The sequence below is a fragment of the Streptomyces sporangiiformans genome (assembly GCF_005768555.2).
GTDB lineage: Bacteria > Actinomycetota > Actinomycetes > Streptomycetales > Streptomycetaceae > Streptomyces > Streptomyces sporangiiformans.
Genome location: NZ_VCHX02000343.1, coordinates 1 through 18,633 on the forward strand (window position 1 = coordinate 1; position 18,633 = coordinate 18,633).

The window sequence follows — 18,633 nt, forward strand, 5'->3', positions numbered from 1 at the left end:
GGCCCGATGGGCCGCCGGCGCCGGCGTCTGCGACGCGGGCGTGGGAGAGAGCGTCGTGGACATGGTGGACGTCCGGTCAGTGCCCGTAGGCCTTGGCGGCCGCGGACTCCAGGGTCCGCGCGGTCGCCTTCGGGTTGGACGGGTCGGCGAGGAAGTCCTGGAGGATCTTCCACTCACCGGTGCCGGCCGTGCCGCCGAACGCGGCGGGCGCCTGGTCCGACATGTCGAAGCGGAGGCCGTTGCCCGCGTCGATCAGCGACTGCGCGGTCTGCCGGCTCGTGGTGTCGGGGTACGCGGACATCGGGAGTGACTTGTTGGGGGAGACGAAACCGCCCCGCTTGGCCCAGATCTGCGCGGCCTGCGGGCTCGCCAGATACTCCAGCAGCTTCATCCCCGCGGTCTTGTTCTTGCCGTCCTTGAGCACGACCGCGGCGTCACCGCCTCCGACCACCGGTGCCTTGCCGCCGTCGACCGACGGGAAGGGGAAGAACTTGGCGTCCGTACCGACCTTCTTGTGCAGGTCGTTGGTGATGTTGCCGCTGACGAAGTCACCCTCGTACGTCATCGCCGCGGTCGGCGCCTTGCCGAAGACCTGGGTGACCGAGGTCGGGAAGTCCGTCTCCAGCGCCCCCTTGGCGCCGCCGGCGATGAGTGCTTTCTGCTTGAACAGGTCGCCGAGGGTGGTGAGGGCCTTGACCACGCTCGGGTCCGTCCACTTGATCTCGTGCTGGGCGAGCTGGTCGTACTTCTGCGGACCGGCCTGGGAGAGGTAGATGTTCTCGAACCAGTCGGTCAGCGTCCAGCCGTCCTGCCCGCCGATGGCGAACGCCGCGAGACCGGAGTCCGAGAGGGTCTTGGCGTTCGTCATCATCTGCTTATAGGTCTTCGGCGGGGTGACGCCGGCATTGGCGAACGCCGTCGGGTTGTACCAGACCGTCGACTTGTCGGACGCCTTGAAGTACAGGGCGTACAGGGTGTTGTCGACGCTGCCGTAGTTCTGCCAGATCTTGGCGTAGTTCTTGTCGATGACCTTCTTCACGTCGGCGGACAGCGGCTGCAGCCACTTGGACTTGGCGAACTGCTGCACCACGCCCACCTGAGGGACCATCACCACGTCCGGGGCGTCACCGCCCTGGATCTTGCTGCCGATGACGGTCGAGACGTTGTCACCGGTGGAGACGAACTGGGTCTTCGCGCCGGTCTCGGCGGTGAAGCCGTCCAGCACCTTCTTGAAGCCGGCCTGCTCCTCGCCCGTCCACACACCGGCCACGGTGACGGTCTGCCCGGACAGTGGCAGTTTCTTGGAGGAGGCGTCGGAACTGTCGCCCCCGCCGCAGGCGGTGGCAGTGAGCGCCACACCGCAGACGAGCGCGGTGGCGACTGTGAGTCGCTTCATGTGGGTGTCCTTAGCGTTGAGGGTGAACCGGTTGAGGGTGAGCGGGAACTGGGGCTGCGAGCCCCTCGAAGGGGAAATGTGGGAGAGGGGGAGAGGGGGAGAGGGGGGAGATCGGGGGCGGCCGGGATCACAGGGAGGTCAGTGAGTCGATCCACCAGGCCGCGGTGTTGCCGGGCAGGAGTCCCGGTGGGCAGGGGCCGCTGGACAGCAACGGAGTGCCGGGCAGCGGGGCGGGGACCGTCTGCTCGCCGAAGTTCACCGCGCACACCACGCCGTCGCCGCGTACGAAGGTGAGCACGTCCCGCGGCGACTCCAGCCAGCGCAGGGTCCCTGTGCCGAGTTGCGGCAGCCGGGACCGCAGGCTCAGCGCGTCCCGGTACAGATGCCAGAACGACGTGGTGTCCATCAGCGCCCGGTCGGTGGTGTGTTCGGCGAACCAGGCCGGCTGCGGCAGCCACGGCGGGGAGGTCGCGGTCTGGGCGGTGAAGCCGAACGGTGAGGCGTGCCCCGACCAGGGCAGGGGGACCCGGCAGCCGTCCCGGACGTAGCGGCGGCTGCCGGTGCGCCGGAAGATCGGGTCGGTCAGCGCCTCGTCCGGCAGGTCCACGACTTCGGGCAGACCGAGCTCCTCACCCTGGTAGATGTACGCCGCCCCGGGCAGCGCCAGCATCAGCAGTGCGGCTGCCCGGGCCCGGGTGGCGCCGAACACGCCCGTGTCATCGCCGTACCGCGTCACGGTCCTGACCTGGTCATGGTTGTTGAGCACCCAGGTGACGGTGGATCCGGTGCCGGCGATGTCGCGCAGCGCCTCGTCGATGGTCCGGCGGAAGGCGTCCGCGTCCCACGGGGCACTCAACAGGTCGAAGAAGAAGGCCTGGTGCAGCTCGTCGGGACGCACATAGCGGGCCTGGTCGGCGGCGGTGGGTACGGACACCTCGCCCACCAGCAGCCTCTCCCGGCCGTCCTGTGCGGTGTACTCCTCGCACACCGCACGCCACCGGCGCCATACGCCGTGGACTTCGGGCTGGTTCCACGCCAGCGGGTTGACGGCGTCACGGGCGCGCTCGTCGGCTCCCGGGTCCGGGGAGTCCGGCAGGTCCGGGTGGCGGAACAGACCCGTCGCCACATCGATGCGGAAACCGTCCACGCCCCGGTCGAGCCAGAAGCGCACGATCCGCTCGAAGTCGTCACCGACACGTGGGTCACGCCAGTTCAGGTCGGGCTGCTCGGGAGTGAACATGTGCAGGTACCACTGGCCGGGGGTGCCGTCCGGCTCGGTGATCCGGGACCAGGCTGGTCCGCCGAACATCGCCCGCCAGTTGTTGGGCGGCAGCTCGCCGTGCTCGCCGCGGCCGTCGGCGAAGTGGTAGCGCGCCCGCTCCGGGCTGCCGGGCGAGCCCGCCAGGGCGCTGCGGAACCACGCGTGCGCCGTCGAGGTGTGGTTGGGCACGATGTCGATGACGACGCGCAGGCCCAGCCGGTGCGAGTCGGCCACCAGCCGGTCGAACTCCTCCAGGTCGCCGTAGACGGGGTCCACCGCGCAGTAGTCGGCGACGTCGTAGCCGTGGTCGTGCTGCGGGGAGGGGTAGAAGGGGCTCAGCCAGATGCCGTCCACCCCCAGTTTGCTGAGGTAGGACAGGCCGGCGCGAACGCCGGCCAGGTCTCCGACACCGTCGCCGGTGCTGTCCAGGAAACTGCGGATGTACACCTGGTACAGCACGGCGTCGCTCCACCAGTGGTGGTGCGACGGACCGAGGCCGGCGGCAGGTACGGGGGACTTGACCGACTCGGCCGCAGAGGGGGCTCCAGGCACCGGACACCATCCTGATCACGGGCGCGCGACGAGAATCCGCGCGGACGAAGTGCTGAACAACGACGTGCTGAAACAACAGCGACACGTGCGGACCGCACACCGGTGGCCGACTGAAAACAGCCACCCCGCTGTTATGCATGCATGTTAAGTAGCAGCGACGGCGAGGTGTCAATGATCTGTCGCCAGTTCTCTCCCTGGCCCTACTCAATAGGCGGCAGAGTGTGGGGGTATGGGGGGAATTGCCCCCAAGGAATGACGAAGCCCGCCTACTTACTTGTTAAGTGGGCGGGCTGGAGAGCGCGGGGACCGGACCGCTCAGGTGCTCCGGGTGATGGCACGCAACTCCCGGTTCACCCGGGAAATCGCCCCCGCCACCGTCGTCTGGCCGCGCAGGGCGTCGCTGGAGACGGCCGCGACCGCCAGACTCACCTGCTCGTACGCGGCACTCTTCGGCCGGACCCTGGCCGTACGGACGCTCTGCTCCAGCGCGGGCAGATACGGATAACGCCGGGTCAGGTCCCGGTCGGTGTACAAGGCCGCCAGCACCGGCGGCAGCGAGCCCCGGGTCAGCACCTGGCGCTGCACTTCCTCGCCGGTCATGTGGGCGAGCAGATCGGCGGCGGTCTCCGGGTGGCGGCAACGAGAGGTGATGGCGAGGTTCGAGCCGCCGAGCACACTCGCGCCCTGACCGTCCGGCCCGGGCAGCAGGGTCACCCCGAACCGGCCGGCCACCGCCGAGCCGGCGACGGACGCCATGTCGTACACGTACGGCCAGTTGCGCAGGAACAGCAGCGTGCCCGCCTGGAACGCCAGCCGGGACTCCTCCTCCTTGAACGCCAGCGCCCGCTGCGGTATCCAGCCGTCCCGGACGCCACGCACCAGGAAGCCGAGCCCCTCCCGGGCCGCCGCCGAGCCGACCGTCACCGAGCGTCCGTCCGGGTCGAGTATCGACCCGCCGGCCGACTCCACCGCCTCGTCGACGTTCACCGTGAGGCCCTCGTACGGCAGGAACTGTCCCGCGTAGCCGTCCACCCCGTACCGCGGCGCGACCGTCCGCGCGGCATGTTCCAGTTCGGCCCATGTCCGAGGCGGCCCGAGGCCGGCCTTCTCCAGGAGATCCTCGCGGTAGTACAGCAGTCCCGCGTTCGTCACGTACGGCGCCGCGTACAGCCGCCCCCGGAACGTCGCGGTGTCCAGGACGGAAGGGAGCATCCGGTTCAGCGGGAGCCGGTCGGGGTCCACCGGGGAGATCCACCCCGCGCTCGCGAACTCCGCGGTCCATGTCACGTCGATGTTCAGCACATCGAAGCGGTCGCGGCCCGCCCGCAGGCTCTCCACCATCTGCGCGTGCACCTCGTCCGCCGCCTCGGGCAGCTGCACCAGCGTCACGGCTTCCGCGGGGTGCTCCCGGTTCCAGCCGTCCAGCACGTGCTGCAGGTACCCGGTCAGGTCACGCCCGGTCGCCAGGGTCAGCGGCCCCCTGCCGGAACCACGGCGCGGTGCCGCGGAACCGGCGCCGGCATACCCGGCGGCCAGCAGGGCGGCGGCGAGGAATCCCCGTCGTCGCATGTCCTGCGGGCACCGCATGAGAGCTCCTCTTCCGGGCGCGGCTTGAAATCGACCCCGCCCCTGCGTGTTATCTATACCTGTTGGGCATGCGGGATACTAGTTCCGGGTAGGGGCCTTCCGGACACATGGCAGGTACGGTTCCGTCCCATGCTCCGGACATCCAAGGCGGCAGCATAGGAGGCTGAGCACGAATGCGTCTGGCGCTGCTCGCTCTCCTCGCCAAAGGGCCCGCGCACGGATACGAACTCAAGCAGGCCCTTGAGAGCCTGTTCGGTTCGGCCTACCCTCAGCCCAACATCGGCCAGATCTACGTCACCCTCACACGCCTGGAGAAGTCGGGACTCATCCAGGGTGAGGACGTCGCACAGTCCGGCCGTCCGAACAAACGCACCTACACACTCACCGAAGCGGGCCACGAAGCCGTGGCGGCCTGGTTCGAGGAGACCTCCGACGAGCCGCGCGTACGCGACGAGTTCTTCATGAAACTGGCGCTTGCCCCCCTGACCGGAGCCGCCGACCAGGTCGGGTTGATCAACCGACAGCGCCGCCACTACCTCAACCTGATGCGGTCCATGACCCGGCTCGCCGCCGCCGAGGACCGCGACAACAAGGTCGCCCAACTGCTCATCGAGGGCGCCATGCTGCACCTGCAGGCCGATCTGGACTGGCTGGAACGATGCCAGGAGGAACTGGAATGAGACGCAACGAGACCTCGGGGGAGGGCACGCCGGGCGACATGCTCGTCGTCGAGGGCCTCGTCAAGACCCACCGCACCGACGGCACCGAGGTCCGCGCTGTTCGCGGCGTGGACCTGCGGATATGCCCGGGCGAGTTCGTCGCGGTCACCGGCCCCTCGGGCGCCGGCAAATCGACCCTGCTGCACCTCCTCGGTGGCCTCGAACGCCCCGACAGCGGCCGAATATGGCTCGGCGGCCGCCGTGTCGACATCCTCAGTGAGGCCCGCTGGGCGGCACTGCGCCGACGGGAGGTGGGTGTCGTCTTCCAGTTCTTCAACCTCGTCTCCACCCTCACCGTCGCCGACAACATCGAACTGCCCGGCCTGCTCGCCGGACACCCGCCGCGCCGGGTCCGTGAACGGCGCCGCGAGCTCCTCACCGAACTCGGCCTGGAGGGCAAGGAGGACAGCACCCCCGCCGAGCTCGCCGGCGGCGAACAGCAGCGCGTGGCCCTGGCCCGCGCCCTGATCAACCGCCCCGCCGTGCTGCTCGCCGACGAACCCACCGGCAGCCTCGACAGCAAGGGCACCCGCGAGGTGCTGCGCATGCTCTCCGGCTACCACCAGCGTGGCCAGACCATCGTGCTGGTCACCCACGACGCCAATGTCGCCAGCACCGCCGACCGGGTCGTCACCCTGCACGACGGGGAGATCGCCGACGACATCTCCTTCACCGACCCGCCCCCCACCGGGCAGGCCGCCGCGCACGTCGTCCGATTGCTGGGCTGAAGCGTGCGTGCCTTCCTCCGCTGGGCCCTGGCCGACCTGCGCACCCACCGGGGCCAGGCCGCCTCCCTGGTCCTGGCCACCGCCGGGATCACGGCCTCCCTGCTGATCTCCGTCGCCCTGCTCGTCTACGCCGCGGACCCCTGGCAGCGGCTGTTCACCGCCACCAACGGCGCCCACGTCTGGCTGCGTACCGAACCCGGCGCGCAGACCTCCGCGCTGAGCTCCCTCCCCGGCGTCACCGCTGTCTCCGGCCCCTTCTCCACGGTCGCCGAGACGGTGCGCAGCGGCCCCGAACAGGCCGTCCTCGACCTGCGCGCCGCCGGGCCCAAGCGGCCGGAGGTGGGCCGGCCCGAGATCGAGAGCGGCCGCTGGCTGAACGGCGGACCGGCCGACGGCATCGTGCTGGAACGCTCGCTGGCCAGCGCCCTGTGGGTCTCGCCGGGCGACCGCATCACCCTGCCCGGTGATCACGGCCGTAGCCTGCGCGTCGTCGGCATCGTGCGGACCGCGGAGGCCGGTTACGCGCCCGGCGACTCACCCGGGATCGCCTGGGCGTCGCCCACTCTCGTCGCCGATCTCCTCGCCGAGGGAGGCCGGCACACCCAGACCCTGGGCCTGCGTCTCTCCGACCCGGGGGACACCGGCTATCTGGTGCAGCGTGCGGTCGCCGCGGTCGGCTCACCGGACGTCGTGGACGTCTCCACCTGGCAGGACGCCCGTACCGAGGCCGAGGGTGACAACCACCTGCTCGGCCTGCTGATCGGGCTGTTCGCGCTCAGCGCGCTCGCCGCCGCCGCGGTCGCCGTCACCGGAGGCATCGGAGCCCGGGTCTTCGCGCACGCCCGGGACATCTCCGTCCTCAAGGCGGTGGGCTTCACCCCCGGCCAGGTGACGGCCATGTTCCTGGTGCGGCACACCGTGCTCGCCTCGCTCGGTGTGGTCCTCGGTTTCCTGGCCACCGAGGCCTTCGGCAGCCTCGTCCCCGGCTCGCTCGGCTCCGCCATGGACGTATGGCGGGCGCTGCCGGTGCATGCGTGGACATCCCTCGGCGTCTGTCTGGCCACCGTCGCCGTGATCGCCTTCGCGACCACCCTCGCCGCCTGGCGGGCCGGAAGAGTTCCGGCCATCCCGGCGGCCCGCGTGGCCGCCCCCGGCCGGCGCCGGATGTCCGGCGCCGCCAGGTTCGCCCTGCGGCTGCGCCTGCCTCCCTCTCTCGTCCTCGGCGCGCGCGCCGTGATGCACCGGCCCGGCTCGTCGGCCGCCACCGTGCTGCGGCTCGCCCTGCCGGTACTGATCGTCACCATCACGTTCGGCACCTGGGCCACGGTCGATCGGCTGGAGCACGACCCGGGACGGGTCGGCCTGGCCGGAGGTCTCATCGCCCGCCCCAACGGCGTGAGCAACGCCGAGGCGGAGCGCGAACTCGACCGCTCTGCGGACGTGTCGGCGATCCACCCCGGCGTCGAACTCGCCGCGCTCGCGCCCGGACAGTCGAAGTCCGTGACCCTGCGGGGTGTCGGCACCTCCGCCCGCCCGTACCCGTTCGCCGTCGTGGAGGGCCGAGCGCCCACCGCGCCGGGCGAGGCCGTCGCCGGTCAGGGCCTGCTCAACGCCCTTGACGTGTCGGTCGGTCAGTGGGTGCGCGTCACCGTCGGCGGCACCCCGCACATCCTGCACATCGTGGGGCGCTGTATCGAGACGGAGGACGACGGACGCGTCATCTCCACCTCGTACAGCACGCTGCACGCCCAGGACAAGGACGTCCTGCCGGCCTACTTCAGCCTCGAACTGCGTGGGGGCGCGGACCCCTCGGCCGTCCGGTACGAGTTGACCGCGGCCTCGCACGGCACCCTGGAGGTCCGCGACGCCGTCAGCTCCGTACCCGATCTGTCGCCGGTGCGGGGCGTGATCGTCGTTCTGGTCGGCGTGCTCTCGCTGATCGGGCTGGTGGAACTGTCCACCGCGATCTTCGTCTCCGTACGCGACCACTCCCGGGACCTGCGCGCCTACCGCGCGGTGGGCATGACACCCCAGCAGACCGTCGGGACCATGGTGGCGCAGATCGGCCTGCTCGCCCTCGGCGCCGCAACCCTGGGCATCGGTCTCGGCATCCCGCTCGCCCAGTGGCTCATCGACCAGCAGAGCGCGGACGGGGGCATCGGCGCGGGCATCGCCGGCCCACCGTCCTGGCAACTGCTCACCGTCGTCGCGGTCCTCGCCGTCGGCGGAGCGGTAGCGGCTTCCGTACTCCCCGCCACCCGGGCCACGGCCCTCGCCCGCCACCAGCTCACCCACCGCGACGGCGCCGGCTGAACAACGGATGAGCTGGGCGTGTTGCCGACGCCGACCGCCGGGCGCGCCGAGCCCGAAGCACCGCCGGGCGCGCCGAGCCCGAAGCATCGGCGGCGCGCCGAGCCCGACGCACCGGGCGGCGGCGCCGCCCGTACTACTCCGATGGTCCGCTCGGCCGCGACTCCGGTTCGGGGGCACCCGCGACCGCCGTCGGGCGTGCCGTGCCGCCGTCCTCGTGGGCCAGCCGGTGTGGCCACCACACCTTCGGTCCCACGTCGAGGAACAGGGCCGTCACGAGCACCGAGCGCACGATGAACGTGTCCAGCAGTACGCCGAGCGCCACGGCGAAGCCGATCTCGGCGAAGGCCACCATGGGCAGCGTGCCGAGGGCGGCGAAGGTGCCCGCGAGGACGAGGCCCGCCGAGGTGATGACGGCGCCGGTCGCGGCCAGGCCCGTGACCACGCCGGGGCGGGTGCCCTGGCGTGCCGCCTCCTCGCGGATGCGGGTGGTCAGGAAGATGTTGTAGTCGATGCCGAGTGCCACCAGGAACACGAAGACGAAGAGCGGGAAGTCGGTCGTCTCGCCCGCGTAGTCGAAGAGGTACCGGAAGGTGAGCGCACTGATCCCCAGCGCGGCGGCGAACGACAGCACCACCGTGCCGATCAGCAGGAGCGGCGCGATCAGGGCGCGCAGCAGCGCACACAGGATCAGCAGCACGACCACGAGCACCAACGGGATGATCAGTACGTTGTCGTGGGTCGTCGCCCTGTCCATGTCCAGCAGGGCCGCCGTACCGCCGCCGACCTGCGCGTCCGCGTCGGGCACCGCGTGCACGGCGTCCCGTACCCGCTCGACCGTCTCTTTCGCGGCCTCGCTGTCCGCGGGGGCGGTCATGGTGGCCTCGAAGAGGACCCTGCCCTCGTGCACCGGCTTCGTGCCGGGCGGCAGGCCCAGGGACTCCGGTACGACACCGGGGGTGGCCGCGACCGCCCGGCCCACCTGCTCTGCCTGGGGCCGGTCGCTGACGATGACCAGCGGGTCGCCGCTGCCCGCGGGGAAGTAGCGCGCGGACACCTCCTGGCCGACGACCGAGTCGGGCTTGTCGGTGAAGGCGTCGGCGTTGCTGATCCCCTCCGCGCGCATCTGGATCAGACCCAGCGAGAGCAGTGCGAGCACGGCCGCCGTGACGCCCCAGATCACGCGCGGGCGGATGGCGATAGCCCGGCCCATACGGGCCCAGACACCGCGCTCGGTCGGGTCGGGCGAGCCGAGGTGCGGGATCACCGGCCAGAAGATCCAGCGGCCGAAGATCACGAGCAGGGCCGGGAAGAGGGTGAGCATCGCGATCAGCGCCACCGCGACCCCGATGGCCGCCACCGGGCCGAGGCCACTGGTCGAGTTCATCTCGGCGGCGAGCAGCACCAGCATGCTCAGGACGACCGTGGCGCCGGACGCGATCACCGCAGGACCCGCCCGGTGCAGGGCCAGTGCCATGGCCTCGTGGCGGTCCTCGTGGCGGCGCAGCTCCTCCCGGTAGCGGGCGACCAGGAGCAGGGCGTAGTCCGTCCCGGCGCCGAACACCAGGACCGTGAGGATGCCCGCGCTCTGCCCGTTGACGGTCAGGCCCGCGTGCTCCGCGAGGAAGTAGATCAGCGCCTGCGCGGTGAACAGCGCGACGACCACCCCGAGCAGCGGGACGATCAGCAGCGTCGGGCTGCGATAGGTGAGCAGCAGCATCACGATGACGACGGCCATCGCCGAGAACAGCAGCGTGGAGTCGATGCCCTCGAAGGCCTCCGAGAAGTCCGCGGACGTACCGCCCGGACCCGTGATGTGCACGGCGAGCCCGCCACCGCCCGTGCCGACGTCGGCACGGATCGAGTCGACCGCGGGCGCGATCCGCTCCCAGCCCTTCTCGTCCATGGTGATCGGCACCTGGATCTGGGCCGCCCGTGGATCGGCGTCCCGGTCGAAGACCGGGCCCCGGGTCTCCGCGCCGCGGATGCCGTGGTCGCGCAGCTCCTTGAGTGCCCGCACGTCCTCGGCGATCTGGGCCCGGTCCTGTGCCGTGAGGCCGCCCTCGCGGGCGTACACGACGACCGCCGGGATCTGCTCCGGCCTGAAGTCCTCGGAGATCTCCAGGACTTGCGTCGACTCCGCGGAGCCGGGCAACCAGGACGCCGCGTCGTTGTCCTGGGCGTCGGTGAGCTTCAGGGCGAACGGTGCCGTGAAGACCAGCAACACCAGCCACAGCGCCACCACGAGCCACTTGGCCCGGCGCCCGCAGACAAGGTGGGCGATGCCTCGCCGCTGCCTCTCCTGTACCTGCGTCATGGCCACCCCCGTAGCCGCCTCTGGAGCCGGTGGGCGGTCCAGCATGGCATGGCCGAACAGGGAGCAACACCCGCAGAACGGACCAGGTCTTCTCGCGCCCCTTCACGGGCGCGGGACCGTGACACATGCGGCTCCGCCGCGCGGGCGCGACCAGCCACGGACGGCCCGCGGCTTCCCTCGAACCGTCCCCACCCGAGACCGATGCCGCCCAACCCCGCAGGGCATGGCAGTCTTGGGGCATGGCCGTGCAGATCAACCCCAGCATCCTGTCCGCCGACTTCGCACGCCTCGCCGAGGAGGCAAAGGCGGTCGAAGGGGCCGACTGGCTCCATGTGGACGTGATGGACAACCATTTCGTCCCGAACCTCACGCTCGGTGTGCCGGTCGTAGAGTCCTTGGCGCGTGCGACGGACACGCCGCTGGACTGCCATCTGATGATCGAGGACGCCGATCGGTGGGCGCCCCAGTACGTAGAAGCGGGTGCTGGTTCCGTCACCTTTCATGTGGAAGCGGCCGCCGCGCCGGTACGGCTCGCCCGCGAGATCCGGGCCAAGGGCGCCCGTGCCTCCATGGCGCTCAAGCCCGCCACGCCCATCGAGCCGTACGAGGATCTGCTGGGCGAACTCGACATGCTGCTGATCATGACGGTCGAGCCCGGCTTCGGGGGCCAGGCTTTTCTCGACATCATGCTTCCGAAGATCCGCCGGACCCGCGAGTTGATCAACAAGCACGGCCTCGAACTCTGGCTCCAGGTCGACGGCGGGGTCTCGGCCACCACCATCGAGCGATGCGCCGAGGCCGGGGCCGACGTCTTCGTGGCCGGTTCCGCGGTGTACGGGGCATCGGACCCGGCCCAGGCGGTACGTGCATTGCGCACTCAGGCGGAGGCGGTGACCGCTGACGCGGCCTGGGCGTGCGGCCACTGAGCCACCACGAGACCAAGGGAACGTGAACGCCGCCCATCAGGGCTGATCAAGTACGCCGGATCTGCAAGGATGAACGGCGAATCCAGAGTGTGAACAGCAGTGAGGAGATCGCCGTGTCGGGTATGTCGGCGGGCCGGTCAGCCATGCGGATGGGACCCGCTGAGCTGGTGCAGGCGGCGGCCATGGCCCGCCGCTTCTACCTCGAGGGCAAGTCCAAGATCCAGATCGCCGAGGAGTTCGGCGTCAGCCGCTTCAAGGTGGCCCGGGTCCTGGAGACCGCTCTCGAACGGGATCTGGTGAGGATCGAGATCCGTGTCCCCGCCGAGCTGGACGCGGAGCGCTCCGACGCGCTGCGCGCCCGCTACGGCCTCCGGCACGCCGTCGTGGTCGAGTCCCCGGCGGATGCCGAGGAGTCGCCCGATCCGGAGAACCTCGGTGAAGTGGCGGCCGACCTGCTCGGTGAGCTGGTCGCCGAGGGCGATGTGCTCGGCCTCGCGTGGGGCCGGTCCACCATTCACATGGCGGCGGCGCTCGACCGGCTGCCGCCGTGCACGGTCGTGCAGCTGACGGGTGTGTACGACGCGGGCACGGCCGAGCGGGGCTCGGTCGAGGCCGTGCGCCGGGCCGCCCAGGTCTCGGGTGGCGACGCCCACCCGATCTACGCGCCGATGCTGCTGCCGGACGCGGCCACCGCGGCGGCGCTGCGCAACCAGACGGGGATCGCCCGCGCCTTCGAGTACTTCGACAAGGTGACGGTCGCCTGTGTGTCCATCGGCTCCTGGGAGGCGGGCATCTCGACGGTGCACGACATGCTCACCGAGGAGGAGCGCTCCCACTACGCGTCCCTCGGTGTCGCCGCCGAGATGTCGGCCCACCTCTTCGACGCGGAGGGACGCCGGATCGGACGGGACCTGGGGGAGCGGTGCATCACGGTCGAGGCCGACCGGCTGCGGCGTATTCCCGAGGTCGTCGCGATCGCCGGCGGACAGCGCAAGGCGGCCGCCATCGACGCGGTGCTCCGCTCCGGCCTGGTCACCAGCCTGGTGACCGACACGTCGGCCGCGGACTACCTGATGGCGGCGGGTCCGGCGCCGCGTCCTGCACTGGACCGGGCCGACCCCGACGGGCCCTGACCAGGCCAGACCTGAAGCATTTCGAGGATCCCGGGGGCCCGTCGGCGGATCGGCAACGCGCCCCCGGGGACGGCCGTGGCAGCGTCGGGAAAGGCTGCCCCGGTCTGTCCGGTGATCATGACGAGCCCCTCAAGGCGGTACTGAGATGACGGACGACGTGGCGGGCCGGCTGGTGGTCACCCTGGACCTCGCCGGGGTCGTGGACAAGGCGGGCTTCATGGAGCGCTGCGTACGGGCGCTCGATCTGCCCGACTGGTTCGGCCGCAACTGGGACGCGCTGGCCGACAGCCTCACCGACCTCTCCGTCTGGCCCGAGGCCGCCGCCGGGCGCGGACTGCTGGTCGTCGTCACCGGCTGGCAGACGTACGCCAAGGCACGGCCGGACGAGTGGGAGACGGCGCGGGAGGTGCTCTCCGAGGCCGTGGACCGCACGCCGCGGCTCTCCGTGGCGCTCGCCCTTGGAGGATCCCACCAGACCCCCTCCCACCTGCCTGGATGATCGGACCGGGGACCGCCCATCAGCCGACATGGGAGAATGAAGTACGTGCTCTTCCCCCTGGCTGACCTGTCAGGGGGCCACCTCTGATCGACTGGGATGTGCAGCACGTGCGTTTCCTCAATGACATCCAGCCCGCGTACGACCTGACGTACGACGACGTCTTCATGGTGCCGAGCCGCTCCGCGGTCGGTTCGCGGCAGGACGTCAACCTGGCTTCCCTCGACGGCAGCGGCACGACCATCCCGCTGGTGGTCGCCAACATGACGGCGATCGCCGGACGCCGGATGGCCGAGACCGTGGCCCGCCGCGGCGGGCTCGTCGTCATACCGCAGGACATCCCGATCGATGTCGTCGCCGAGGTCGTCTCCTGGGTCAAGGGCCGTCATCTCGTGCTCGACACCCCGATCGTGCTGGCTCCCCATCAGACCGTCGCCGACGCGCTGTCGCTGCTGCCGAAGCGGGCGCACAACGCGGGCGTCGTGGTGGACGAGAACGGCAAGCCCGTGGGAGTGGTCACCGACGCCGACCTGAGCGGGGTCGACCGGTTCACCCAGCTGACCGAGGTCATGTCCCGGGACCTGCTGCTGCTCGACGCGGACATCGAGCCGCGCGAGGCCTTCAACACGCTCGACGCCGCCAACCGACGCTACGCTCCCGCCGTCGACCAGGCTGGCCGTCTCGCGGGCATCCTCACCCGCCGGGGCGCCCTGCGCGCCACGCTCTACACGCCGGCCACCGACGCGAACGGCAAGCTGCGCACGGCCGCCGCCGTCGGCATCAACGGCGATGTGGCGGGCAAGGCCAAGCAGCTGCTCGACGCGGGCGTGGACACGCTGGTCATCGACACGGCGCACGGCCATCAGGAGTCGATGATCGGCGCGATCAAGACCGTGCGCGCGCTCGACCCGAGGGTGCCGATCGTCGCCGGCAACGTCGTCGCCGCCGAGGGTGTACGTGACCTGATCGAGGCCGGCGCGGACATCGTCAAGGTCGGTGTCGGACCGGGTGCCATGTGCACCACGCGCATGATGACGGGCGTCGGGCGGCCGCAGTTCTCGGCGGTCGTGGAGTGCGCCGCCGAGGCGAAGAAGTACGGCAAGCACGTGTGGGCCGACGGTGGTGTGCGGCACCCGCGCGACGTCGCCATGGCGCTGGCCGCGGGCGCGTCGAACGTCATGATCGGCTCCTGGTTCGCCGGTACCTACGAGTCGCCCGGCGATCTGCAGCAGGACGCAGACGGGCGCTTCTACAAGGAGTCCTTCGGCATGGCGTCCTCACGCGCGGTGCGCAACCGCACGTCGGAGGAGTCCGCGTACGACCGCGCCCGCAAGGCCTTGTTCGAAGAGGGCATCTCCACCTCCCGCATGTTCCTCGACCCGACCCGCCCGGGCGTCGAGGACCTGATCGACTCGATCATCGCGGGCGTCCGCTCCGCCTGCACCTACGCCGGTGCCCACTCCCTGGAGGAGTTCGCCGACAAGAGTGTCGTCGGCATCCAGAGCGCCGCGGGTTACGCGGAGGGCGAGCCCCTGCACGCCAGCTGGAACTGAGAAACGGTCCGCGCAACGAACGCACGTCGCTCCGCCAGGAACGCAACGATCTTGCGGAGGTACGCAAGGTTGCTGCATTACGCCTGTGAAGCCCGAGATCGTAAGGTCGTGGGCTGTACGTAGTGTGGCGGGGACCTCCTGCTCGGCGGTCCCTTCCTTCGGGCCGCCGTGGGGGCCGCGCCGCCCTGACCGGCAGCGATGAAGGAGCCAGCACGTGCTCGACCCCGGCGCACCCCCGCAGTCCCCCCGTGACCCCAGCCCGCCACCCCAGGGCGCCGGACCGCGTCTGATGCGCCGCAAGCCCGTGGAACGGCTGGTCGACGAAGGGGGCCAGGGCGAGGGAGGTTCGCTTCGGCGCTCCCTCGGGCTCTGGCAGCTCACCATGATCAGCATCGGTGCCACACTGGGCACCGGGATCTTCGTCGTCCTCGGCGAGGCCGTTCCCGAGGCCGGACCCGCCGTCACCGTCTCCTTCGTGATCGCCGGCCTCACCGCGCTCTTCTCGGCCCTCTCCTACGCCGAACTGGCGGGCACCATCCCGGTCGCCGGCTCCTCGTACTCGTATGCGTACGCAACGATGGGTGAACTGATCGCCTGGATCTGCGGATGGTGTCTCGTCCTGGAGTACGGCGTCTCGGTGGCCGCCGTGGCGGTCGGCTGGGGCGAGTACCTCAACGAGCTGCTCGACGGCACCATCGGGGTCACCATCCCGGACGCGCTCTCCGCGCCGCCCGGTGACGGCGGGGTCTTCAACCTGCCCGCACTGATCGTCGTGCTGCTCGCGATGGCGTTCCTGCTCGGTGGCGCACGGGAATCCGCGCGCGCCAACACGATCATGGTCGTGGTGAAGATCGCCGCGCTGCTGCTGTTCTGTGTGATCGGCCTCCAGGGCTTCCGCTCCGGCAACTACGAGAACTTCATGCCGCTCGGCATGGCCGGAGTGAGTGCCGCCGGGGCGACCCTCTTCTTCTCGTACATCGGCTTCGACGCGGCCTCCACGGCCGGCGAAGAGGCCAAGAACGCCCAGCGTGACCTGCCCCGCGCCATCATGCTCTCGCTGATCATCGTGACGGCGCTGTACGTCCTCGTCGCGGCCGTCGCCGTCGGTGCGAAGCCCTGGCAGCGCTTCACCGGTTCGGAGGCCGCGCTCGCCGGGATCATGAAGGACGTCACCGGGCAGAGCTTCTGGGCGACGGTCCTCGCGTTCGGCGCCGTGATCGCGATCGCCAGCGTCGTCCTGACCGTGCTCTACGGCCAGACCCGCATCCTCTTCGCCATGTCCCGCGACGGGCTCGTGCCCAAGGTCTTCGCGCGGGTGCACCCGAAGACCGGTGCGCCCCGTGCCAACACCCTCATCGTGTCCGCCTTCTGCGGTGTCCTCGCCGCCGCGATCCCTCTCGGTCAGCTCGCCGACGCCACCAGCATCGGCACGCTCTTCGCCTTCGCGCTGGTCAATGTCGCGGTCGTGGTGCTGCGGCGTACGCGTCCGGAGATGCCGCGCGCGTTCCGCGTGCCGCTGTCGCCGGTGCTGCCCGCGCTCGGCTTCGGCTTCTGCCTCTGGATGATGGGCAGCCTGGACACCGTCACCTGGGTCGTCTTCGGCGTCTGGATGGCCGTCGGGCTCGTGTTCTACTTCCTGTACGGCTATCGCCGTTCGCGTCTCGCGGCCGAACCGGCCGGGTGAGCGGTCCTCGAAGACCTGAAGAAAAGTGATCCACCCGCAGTGCTGAACGATCTCGACGAACACATAGTGCACGCCCTCGCCGAGGACGCCCGACGCTCCTACGCCGACATCGGCCAGGAGGTCGGGCTGTCGGCGCCCGCGGTGAAGCGGCGCGTGGACAGGCTGCGCGCCACCGGGGCCATCACCGGCTTCACGGTCCGTGTGGACCCGGCCGCTCTCGGCTGGAAGACCGAGGGGTTCGTCGAGATCTACTGCCGCCGCAACACCTCGCCCGAGACCATTCAGCGCGGTCTCGAGCGCTACCAGGAAATCGTGGCCGCCTCCACCGTCACCGGGGAGGCCGACGCCGTCGTCCAGGTCTTCGCCTCCGACATGCGGCACTTCGAGCGGGTGCTCGAGCGGATCGCCGGCGAGTCGTTCGTGGAGCGGACCAAGTCCGTGCTGGTGCTCTCCCCGCTGCTGCGACGCTTCTCGTCGGGAGCGCCGACGTAACGCTCCGCTGGTGGGCCGGCTCCTGAGCCGCGGGTCCGTCGTGGCTGGTCGCGCCCACGCGGCGGAGCCGCATGTGTCACTGCCCCGCGCCCCTTGGCGGGGCCGCCCCTTGGCGGGGCCGCGCCTTGCGGGGCTGCGCCCACCGTATTTTCGCTGGGCCGGGCGGACGGGCCCGGTTACCATCGGTGCCATGACCTGGCGACATTGATTCACCAGCCGCGCCTCCCGAGGGCCGCCTCGGACGCCCGTAGTTCCGGCGTCCGAACTGTCCCTGCGGGAAGGCCTCATGACTCTCACACCTGCGCGTGTGCCCACCACCGGTGTCCGGCGGCTGACGGCCACGCTGTACGGCTACGCGTTCCTCGACGACTTCGTCCTGCTCTACCCGGTGTACGTGCTCCTGTTCGCCGACACCGGGCTCCCGGTCTGGCAGATCTCCTCCCTCTTCGTCCTGTGGTCGCTGACCGGCGTCCTGGTCGAGGTCCCGTCCGGCGCCTGGGCCGACGCCGTCTCCCGACGGATGCTGCTGTGGCTCGGACCGCTGCTCAGCTCGGTCGGCTTCGCCCTGTGGGTGATCGTCCCGTCGTACTGGGCGTTCGCCGTCGGCTTCGTGCTCTGGGGTCTCAGGGGAGCGCTCGGCTCCGGCGCACTGGAGGCGCTGGTGTACGAGGAGCTCGACCGGCTCGGCGCGGCCGACCGGTACGCGCGCGTCATGGGCCGTGCCCAGGCGGCCGGGCTGGTGGGCGTCATGGCGGCGATGGGGCTGGCCGCACCGGTGCTCGCGGCGGGTGGGTACCTGGCCGTGGGGCTGGCCAGCGTGCTGGCCTGCCTGTCGACCGCGGCGGTCGCGGCCCGCTTCCCCGAGCACCGAAACCGGGACGCGGCCACGGGCGGTGCCGGCTGGGCCGCGACGCTGCGCGCCGGACTGGCCGAGGCCCGCGGCGACCGGTCCGTACGCGGCGCGCTGCTGCTCGTCCCGGCCGTCACCGCCGTGTGGGGCGCCCTGGACGAGTACACGCCGCTGCTGGTGCGCGACACCGGCGTGCCCGACGGCACCGTTCCCTGGTTACTGCTGCTGATCTGGGCGGGAGCCACCTGCGGTGGTCTGCTGGCCGGTGCGGGGGAGCGCCTCGGCACCCCCGGACTGGCCGGGGTGCTCGCGGGCTCCGCGCTCGCCCTGGCCGCGGGCGCGATGGCGGGGACACCGGCCGCCATCGCGTTGGTGGCCCTTGCCTTCGGCGGCTTCCAGCTGGCGAGCGTCCTGGCCGACGCCCGACTGCAGGAGCGCATCACCGGAACCGGCCGGGCCACGCTCACCTCCGTCGCCGGTGTGGGCACCGATCTGACCACCATCACCGTGTACGGCGCGTACGCGGTGATCGGCTCGACCACCGCACACGGCTCCGTCTTCGCCCTGTTCGCGGTGCCGTACCTGGTGACGGCGCTGATACTCGCGGCCAGAGCCCGCTCATGAGCAAC

The 18,633-nt window shown here is 70.9% G+C and carries 14 protein-coding genes; 10 read left to right on the forward strand and 4 right to left on the reverse strand.

The annotated features are described in order from the left end of the window. Window positions 1-76: 76 nt before the first annotated feature. From FGD71_RS43910 to FGD71_RS43920, 3 genes are all read right to left on the reverse strand, one after another. The gene (locus tag FGD71_RS43910) at window positions 77-1,396 is read right to left on the reverse strand and encodes an ABC transporter substrate-binding protein (RefSeq protein ID WP_119106202.1); all 1,320 of its coding nucleotides are present in this window, start codon (window positions 1,394-1,396) and stop codon (window positions 77-79) included. Between the two features lie 127 nt (window positions 1,397-1,523). Continuing rightward, complete coding sequence (locus tag FGD71_RS43915; RefSeq protein WP_240437064.1) at window positions 1,524-3,116, reverse strand: glycoside hydrolase family 13 protein; 1,593 nt, start codon at window positions 3,114-3,116, stop codon at window positions 1,524-1,526. A gap of 408 nt (window positions 3,117-3,524) precedes the next feature. Next, window positions 3,525-4,796 carry an ABC transporter substrate-binding protein gene (locus FGD71_RS43920; protein ID WP_119106204.1) on the reverse strand — a complete coding sequence of 424 codons (1,272 nt, stop codon included), beginning with the start codon at window positions 4,794-4,796 and terminating at the stop codon, window positions 3,525-3,527. Between the two features lie 173 nt (window positions 4,797-4,969). Between FGD71_RS43920 and FGD71_RS43925 the strand changes: the two genes are divergently transcribed. The 3 genes from FGD71_RS43925 to FGD71_RS43935 are packed head-to-tail and all read left to right on the forward strand — an operon-like array spanning window position 4,970 to window position 8,556. After that, window positions 4,970-5,476: a PadR family transcriptional regulator gene (locus tag FGD71_RS43925; protein WP_119106205.1), complete on the forward strand. Its 507-nt coding sequence runs from the start codon at window positions 4,970-4,972 to the stop codon at window positions 5,474-5,476. Beyond that, window positions 5,473-6,243: an ABC transporter ATP-binding protein gene (locus FGD71_RS43930; RefSeq protein ID WP_240437063.1), complete on the forward strand. Its 771-nt coding sequence runs from the start codon at window positions 5,473-5,475 to the stop codon at window positions 6,241-6,243. Before FGD71_RS43925 ends, FGD71_RS43930 begins: the two co-directional genes overlap by 4 nt. A 3-nt stretch (window positions 6,244-6,246) precedes the next feature. Next, window positions 6,247-8,556, forward strand: a complete 2,310-nt coding sequence (locus FGD71_RS43935) for an ABC transporter permease (RefSeq protein WP_119106206.1) — start codon at window positions 6,247-6,249, stop codon at window positions 8,554-8,556. 133 nt (window positions 8,557-8,689) lie between these two features. Here FGD71_RS43935 and FGD71_RS43940 read toward each other — a convergent pair whose 3' ends face one another. Continuing rightward, window positions 8,690-10,870 (reverse strand): MMPL family transporter, encoded by a 2,181-nt coding sequence (locus FGD71_RS43940; protein WP_119106247.1) that lies wholly within the window; start codon window positions 10,868-10,870, stop codon window positions 8,690-8,692. A 239-nt stretch (window positions 10,871-11,109) separates the two neighbouring features. Here FGD71_RS43940 and rpe point away from each other — a divergent pair, with 239 nt between their 5' ends. From rpe to FGD71_RS43975, 7 genes are all read left to right on the forward strand, one after another. After that, the gene (gene rpe, locus FGD71_RS43945) at window positions 11,110-11,796 is read left to right on the forward strand and encodes a ribulose-phosphate 3-epimerase (protein WP_119106207.1); all 687 of its coding nucleotides are present in this window, start codon (window positions 11,110-11,112) and stop codon (window positions 11,794-11,796) included. Between the two features lie 89 nt (window positions 11,797-11,885). Continuing rightward, window positions 11,886-12,929, forward strand: coding sequence for a sugar-binding transcriptional regulator (locus FGD71_RS43950; protein WP_119106208.1), 1,044 nt, complete (start codon window positions 11,886-11,888; stop codon window positions 12,927-12,929). Window positions 12,930-13,074: 145 nt separating this feature from the next. Beyond that, window positions 13,075-13,428 (forward strand): barstar family protein, encoded by a 354-nt coding sequence (locus FGD71_RS43955; protein ID WP_119106209.1) that lies wholly within the window; start codon window positions 13,075-13,077, stop codon window positions 13,426-13,428. A gap of 107 nt (window positions 13,429-13,535) precedes the next feature. Then, window positions 13,536-14,978, forward strand: a complete 1,443-nt coding sequence (locus FGD71_RS43960) for a GuaB1 family IMP dehydrogenase-related protein (RefSeq protein ID WP_162931398.1) — start codon at window positions 13,536-13,538, stop codon at window positions 14,976-14,978. 214 nt (window positions 14,979-15,192) lie between these two features. Further along, window positions 15,193-16,662 (forward strand): amino acid permease, encoded by a 1,470-nt coding sequence (locus FGD71_RS43965; RefSeq protein ID WP_119106211.1) that lies wholly within the window; start codon window positions 15,193-15,195, stop codon window positions 16,660-16,662. A 39-nt stretch (window positions 16,663-16,701) separates the two neighbouring features. Then, window positions 16,702-17,154: an Lrp/AsnC family transcriptional regulator gene (locus tag FGD71_RS43970; protein ID WP_119106212.1), complete on the forward strand. Its 453-nt coding sequence runs from the start codon at window positions 16,702-16,704 to the stop codon at window positions 17,152-17,154. 286 nt (window positions 17,155-17,440) lie between these two features. Next, complete coding sequence (locus FGD71_RS43975; RefSeq protein WP_119106213.1) at window positions 17,441-18,628, forward strand: MFS transporter; 1,188 nt, start codon at window positions 17,441-17,443, stop codon at window positions 18,626-18,628. Window positions 18,629-18,633 lie beyond the last annotated feature (5 nt).